The 6800-nt window shown below is 54.1% G+C and carries 6 protein-coding genes; 5 read left to right on the top strand and 1 reads right to left on the bottom strand.

Annotated elements, in window-relative coordinates; all coding sequences use genetic code 11:
• Nucleotides 1–230 (top strand): aminopeptidase (locus ACXJ5O_RS15385; RefSeq protein WP_457300647.1); only part of this gene is annotated, 230 nt, incomplete at its 5' end.
• Between the two features lie 61 nt (nucleotides 231–291).
• On the opposite strand, the gene ACXJ5O_RS15380 is transcribed toward ACXJ5O_RS15385, so the two are convergent.
• The gene (locus ACXJ5O_RS15380) at nucleotides 292–1395 is read right to left on the bottom strand and encodes a saccharopine dehydrogenase C-terminal domain-containing protein (protein ID WP_457300646.1); all 1104 of its coding nucleotides are present in this window, start codon (nucleotides 1393–1395) and stop codon (nucleotides 292–294) included.
• Nucleotides 1396–1515: 120 nt separating this feature from the next.
• On the opposite strand from ACXJ5O_RS15380, the gene ACXJ5O_RS15375 reads away from it, so the two are divergent.
• The 4 genes from ACXJ5O_RS15375 to ACXJ5O_RS15360 form a co-directional block, all read left to right on the top strand.
• Entirely contained in the window at nucleotides 1516–1944 is a 429-nt protein-coding gene (locus ACXJ5O_RS15375) for an Lrp/AsnC family transcriptional regulator (protein ID WP_457300649.1), read from the top strand.
• A gap of 93 nt (nucleotides 1945–2037) precedes the next feature.
• The gene (locus ACXJ5O_RS15370) at nucleotides 2038–2823 is read left to right on the top strand and encodes an ImuA family protein (protein WP_457300645.1); all 786 of its coding nucleotides are present in this window, start codon (nucleotides 2038–2040) and stop codon (nucleotides 2821–2823) included.
• A gap of 13 nt (nucleotides 2824–2836) precedes the next feature.
• Nucleotides 2837–4282: a Y-family DNA polymerase gene (locus ACXJ5O_RS15365; protein ID WP_457300648.1), complete on the top strand. Its 1446-nt coding sequence runs from the start codon at nucleotides 2837–2839 to the stop codon at nucleotides 4280–4282.
• Nucleotides 4282–6800 (top strand): error-prone DNA polymerase (locus ACXJ5O_RS15360; protein ID WP_457300644.1); only part of this gene is annotated, 2519 nt, incomplete at its 3' end. The genes ACXJ5O_RS15365 and ACXJ5O_RS15360, both read left to right, overlap by 1 nt.

The following is a 6800-nucleotide window of genomic DNA, read 5'->3' as shown; positions in this document are numbered from 1 at the left end:
TCAACACGCTTTTCGACGAAAACGCTGCAAGCCACATCGCGCTCGGCCAATGCTATTCGAAATGCTTCGTCAACGGTGGCGAGCTGACGCCCGATGAAGTTGCAGCGCGTGGTGGTAACAAGAGCCTGATTCACATCGACTGGATGATCGGTTCTGGCGAGATCGACGTAGACGGCATCAACAAGGACGGTTCGGCTATCCCAGTGATGCGCAAGGGCGAATGGATCTGATCATTGAGTTCATAATACAAAAAGGCCACCCCTGAGGTGGCCTTTTTTTGTTGGGACTATGCTATGCAACCAGCCGCCCAGCTGATTCCGCTTGCGCATAGGCCTTGCCGAAACGATTGGCGAGAAACGCGTCAAGCGCAATATCTTCCTGCTTGAGAAAACCTTGCTGCGGCAAGGCACCGTTCGCAAGCATGTCAAGCACGGCACAGATGGCCGACGCCGTCGTGATCTGGATCCCGCTATAAAGTTGCGATCCGATATGGCCGCTATAGACCTTGTTGGCATAGGTTTCCTGAAGAAGACGGCCCTTCTTGCGGCCGCTGACCGTAACGAAAATCACGACGACATCCTGCAAGGTAGATGGCAAGGCGTTTTCGAGAATATCCTTGAACACATCGCGCCGATCACGCAGTCCAAGGTCGTTGAGCAGCGCCTTCATGATGGCCGCGTGGCCCGGATAACGAATGGTGCGATAGTTAAGTGTACGCACCTTGCCGAGAAGTGTTTCGCACAATGTGCCAAGACCGCCTGACGTATTGAACGCCTCATAGGTCACCCCGTCGAGCGAGAATTCCTCGCGCTCTTCAAGCGGCGGCACCTCCGTCAACTCGCCATCGACGATCGCTTCACAGGGCTCGCAATATTCGTTGATAACCCCGTCCGTGCTCCATGTCAGATTGTAGTTCAGTGCGTTTGACGGATATTGCGGCAGTGCGCCAACGCGCATGCGCACGCTTTCCAGCGTATCGAAGCGTTTGGCCAGATCGTTGGCTACAATCGAGATGAAACCCGGAGCAAGGCCGCATTGGGGAATGAAAGCAGTCTTGGCAGTCATTGCCAGCTGCTTGACGATGCGTGTGCTGGCTACGTCTTCTGTCAGATCGAGATAATGCACGCCGGATTTGGCGGCCGCTTCAGCTATGCGCGTGGTCAGATGGAACGGGGCTGCACTCAGCACGGCGAATTTGCCATTGAGAACGCTTTCAAGCGCTCCAACTTCAGCAATCTCGATGCAGGCGGTTCCAACGAGCGGCGATACATCCAAGGCATCTAGCTGGGCTTGTGCCCGGTCGACGACCGTTACGCGATAATCTCCCGTACCAGCCAGAAGATTGGCGATGGTCCCACCGATTTTCCCTGCACCAACGACAACGATCTCTTTCATTTGATTCCCCTCGCATATAAAAACTTTATATGAATTTCGCATATTGCTCGGCGAAATGAAGTCTATAAATTGACGAAACAACGTTATAATTTTGTCGATATGCCGATTGGATTTGTCATTATGCTGTCAGAAGCCGATCATGCCCTGCTTTCATTGCTGCGCGAGAATGCGAGAGCCTCGACTGCCGAGCTTGCCCGCAAGCTGCGCGTATCACGCACCACTGTGCAAAGCCGCATCGAGCGGCTGGAAAAACGCGGTATGATAAGGGGGTATAGCGTTCAGCTTTCTCCCGAATACGAACAGAACCTGGTCAAGGCGCATGTGCTGGTGACAGCCTTGCCGAAACTGGCTGTGAAGGTTGAGGCGGCCTTGCGGAAGATCGCCTGGGTCAGAACGCTTCATTCTGTTAGCGGTCAATTCGATATGATCGTTATCGTTGAGGCACCTTCGATACAGGAACTGGACAAATTGCTCGACGAAATCGGCGCTCTTGAAGGTGTCGAACGCACCATGTCGTCGATTATTCTCTCCACCCGTATCGATCGATAATGGTGCATCCAACAACCTGATACATGCCGCTTGACTCTTGCTGTCATCGGATTCCATAATAGAACATATCATGAACATTGGAAGGTTACCGTAGTGACAACCGTCGATCTTGCGGCGTTGAGACGCGACATCGCATCTCTTGGAGAGAGGAATGCGCGTGCTGCGCAGCGCTCCGCCTTTGACTTCGGCGACAATGATATCGACCGCGTCTTCCGCGAGGGGATGCAGCGTGGTGCCGTGCATGAAATCTTCGCAGAAGAAGCAGGCGACGCAGGTGCGGCGACCGGTTTCGCTATTGCCCTTGTCCTGCGCGCATCTCCGGATCAAAGCCCTGTTCTATGGTTGGAAGAAGATTTTGCAGCGCAAGAAAATGGCTTCCCATATGCTCCCGGCTTGCAAAATATCGGACTTGATCCACAACGCCTCATCATAGTGCGATGCGCCTCACCACAGGATGTTTTGAAAGCTGCTTCGGACAGTCTCGGTATTCGTGGCACGGGCGCCGTCATCATCGCGCCTTGGAGCAACCCGAAATGTCTGGACCTGACCGCCTCGCGCAAATTGCTGCTGACGGCGCAACAAACCGATGTGCCGGCCTTTCTTCTGCGACTGGGGGCATATCCCAGCGAAAATGCCGCCGTCACTCGCTGGTTGATCCGTGCCGCACCTTCGCAATCGAGTGGCGCCAATGCACCCGGACATCCGGTTTTCGACGCCACTCTCATACGCAACAGACAGGGAATGACAGGCCATTGGATCCTGCAATGGGAAAGTGATGATCATGTTTTCAGGCAGATCGAGCCGGTTTCTGGCACTATGGTTTCCGCACCTTCCTACCGACCGCCTCAAACGCGAAAATCCGGGACGCGCCCATACTGATCAACTTTTGATTGTGGTGGACAAACTTGCCAATGCCTTGCGGCTGACGGCTGTCGATGAAAAGGCCACCRAGGCGGGGCTCTACAAGGGCATGGCTCTCACAGATGCACGCGCGCAATTTGAAAAGCTGGATATCGCTTTCGCTTCACCGCGCAAGGATGCTGTCCTGCTTGAAAAACTGGCCGATTGGTGTGCCCGCTATACACCGCTTGTGGCACTTGATGAGCCTCATGGCCTTATTCTCGACCTGACCGGCTGCATTCATCTTTTTGGCGATGAAAGCCAGCTTATTGAAGATATTCATAAGCGCCTTCAGCACTATAGCATGATCGTCCGGACCGCTCTTGCAAGCAATCCCGCCGCAGCATGTGCCCTTGCTCGACACTCGCCGGGTGGAATCATCGACCGGAATGACGAGACGCGCAGATTATACGCCTTGCCGCTTATCAGTCTCGATATCGAAGAGAACCATCTCGCCGGTCTCAAGCGGGCAGGTTTACGCAACGTTGGTGATATCGATGTCTTGCCCCGAGCTGCACTCACAGCGCGTTTTGGCACAAATCTTGTTAATCGCCTCGATGCATTGTTCGGTCGTCAGGATGAGCCTATTACCCCTCGCCGTATCGTCCCTGTCTGCATGGTTGAGCGGCGTATGGCAGAACCGCTCATCGCTATGGAATCAGTGGAACACGTTCTTCTGTCCTTGAGCGACGAACTTTTCCGTCGCCTGCAACAAAGAGTTGAGGGTGCCCGCGAGATCGAAGCCAGCTTCTTTCGCGCCGACGGCAATGTACGCCGCATCAGCATTCAGACCGGACGTCCCGTTACCGAAACAAAAACCATGTTTCGACTATTGAAAGAGCGGCTTTCCACACTTAGCGATCCGCTCGATGCCGGTTATGGTTTTGATATCATCCGGCTTGCCGCTATTCGTGTGGAGCAGAGTCAAGCGATCCAGAAAAGCCTCGACGACAGGGCACAAGAAACAGAGGAGATCAACACGCTTGTCGACCGGCTTTCCATCCGTCTTGGCAATTCCCGTGTACTACGCCCGCTGCCTGTCGATACGCATATTCCCGAACGAGCAGTTTCACTTGAACCTGCCGCCTCAGCAAGACAGGACATGATGTTTGAACGGACGCCAGAACATAATCCGGGCAATCCTCCGGAGCGGCCGATCCGATTGTTTCAGCCACCCGAGCGGATTGATGCGACGTTTGAAGTCCCTGATGCCGCCCCGGCACGATTCACCTGGCGCCGGGTTCAACATATTATCACCTTGGCTGAGGGACCGGAACGCATCGCCCCCGAGTGGTGGCGCGAACATGCAGGCGCGCTGACGCGGGATTATTACCGCCTCGAAGACAATAGAGGCCGTCGTTTCTGGGTGTTTCGCGAAGGCTTGTACGAGCGTGGAGATCCCACACCGCGCTGGTTTCTGCACGGGATTTTTGCCTGATGCGACCCTACACGGAACTTGCTGTCACCAGTAATTTTTCATTTCTTGAAGGCGCCTCGCAACCGCATGAACTGGTGCAGGCTGCAGCCATACTCGGACTCGATGGTATAGGCATCGCTGACCGCAACACACTCGCGGGTGTGGTGCGGGCCTATAAGGCTCATAATGAGCTCAAGGAAAAAGCGGGAATACGACTGAACCTCTTTATCGGATGCAGGTTGGTCTTTATTGACGACACGCCAGATCTGCTCGTCTACCCACGCGACCGTACAGCCTATGGTCAGCTCTGCCGTCTTTTGAGCGAAGGCAAGGATCGGGCGAAAATCAAGGGTGAGTGCCACCTTCTTTTCGAAGATTTTCTTTTTCGAGCAAAAGATTTTCAGATCGCGGTCGTTCCGCCGTTACGGGCAGATAAAATCTTAACTGCGTTCCTGAGAAAACTTGTCATTGCTGCACCGGGCTCTGTCTGGCTTGCCTTGGCAATGCCGCATCAGGGTGCAGACCGGCGGTACGGCGAGAAGCTGGCGCGTATTGCAACTGAGGCCAACGTTCCCTTGCTGGCGATCAACAATGTGCTTTATCACACCGCTGCGCGGCGACCGTTGCAGGATGTGCTGACCTGCATTCGCGAACATGTCACGATCGATACGGCCGGACGCAAGCTGGAAAAGAATGCAGAACGGCATTTGAAATCGCCGGATGAAATGCAGCGACTTTTCCGGCATTTGCCCGCAGCGCTTCGGGAAACACAGCGTTTCGTTGAGCCGATCGGCTTTTGCCTCGATCAGCTGAAGTATGACTATCCCGACGAACCTGTGCCACCGGGTAAGACACCGCAACAATATCTATCCGAGGAAACGTGGAAAGGTGCGGCACAACGCTATCCTGAAGGCATTCCGGAAAAGGTATGTGCGATTCTGCGGAAGGAGCTGGCGATAATCGAAGGGCTTGAATATGCACCCTATTTCCTCACGGTTTATGACATCGTCAAATATGCTCGCTCGCAGAATATTCTTTGCCAGGGCCGCGGCTCCGCTGCTAATTCCGCGGTCTGTTATTGTCTTGCTATCACAGCAGTTGATCCAAAACACACGGATGTCTTGTTCGAACGGTTCCTCTCGGCGGAGCGGAAGGAACCACCGGATATCGATGTCGATTTCGAGCATGAACGCCGCGAAGAAGTGATGCAATGGGTCTATGAGCGTTACGGTCGCAATCGAGCGGCCATCGTGGCCACTGTCATCAGCTACCGCCCGCGCAGCGCTATCCGTGATGTGGGCAAGGCTTTGGGACTGACCGAAGACGTTACTGCTGCGCTGGCCAATATGGTCTGGGGCAGCTGGGGCACAGCGGTTGAGAAGAACGAGGTTCGGCAAGCCGGACTGGATCCCGATAATGTCATGATACGGCGCGCTGTCCGGCTCGCGACCGAATTGATTGGTTTTCCACGCCACCTTTCCCAGCATGTGGGTGGATTTGTACTGACGCAGGAGCGCTTGGACGAAACCGTCCCTGTCGGCCCTGCGGCTATGAAAGACCGTACCTTCATAGAGTGGGATAAGGATGACATCGACGAACTCAACATCATGAAGGTGGATGTGCTGTCACTTGGTATGCTGACCTGCATTCGCAAGGCTTTTGACATTATTCATCTGCATGGGGGCAAACGTTACGAACTGGCAACGATTCCCCAAGAAGACCTCGCGGTTTACGACATGCTCTGCAATGCCGATTCCCTCGGCGTGTTCCAGGTGGAAAGCCGCGCACAAATGAACATGCTGCCGCGTCTTCGACCAAGAAAATTCTATGATCTGGTAATCGAGGTTGCCATCGTTCGTCCTGGTCCAATCCAGGGCGATATGGTTCATCCCTATCTGCGTCGGCGCAATAAAATAGAGAAAGTCCACTATCCGTCTCCGTCCCCTAAACATGGTGACAAGGACGAACTGAGAAATGTTCTCGGCAGGACCCTTGGTGTACCTCTATTCCAGGAACAAGCCATGCGCATTGCCATAGAGGCAGCGAAATTCACCCCCGACGAAGCCAATAAATTGCGCCGTTCCATGGCCACATTCCGCAATGTCGGCACAATCAGCGAAATGGAAGGGAAAATGGTGGAGGGGATGGTCCGCCGTGGTTATGAGCGGAGCTTTGCCGAAAACTGCTTCAACCAGATCAAGGGCTTTGGTGAGTATGGTTTCCCGGAAAGCCATGCGGCGAGTTTTGCGATCCTCGTTTATATTTCCTCCTGGATCAAATGCCATCATCCAGCAACATTCGCGGCAGCACTTTTGAATTCACAACCGATGGGTTTTTATGCCCCTGCACAAATCATCCGCGACGCACGCGAGCATGGCGTCGAGGTACGTCCTGTCGATATCAACTTCAGCGAATGGGACAATACGCTGGAACGCGTCGACAAGAATAATCTTGCCTTGCGTCTAGGCTTTCGACAGGTCGAAGGCTTTTCGGAAGCCTGGGMGGACGAAATATGCGTAAAACGAAAGCACCACTATAG

The organism is Phyllobacterium sp. P5_D12 (assembly GCF_054049495.1).
This window is presented reverse-complemented; position numbering and strand designations above follow the sequence as displayed.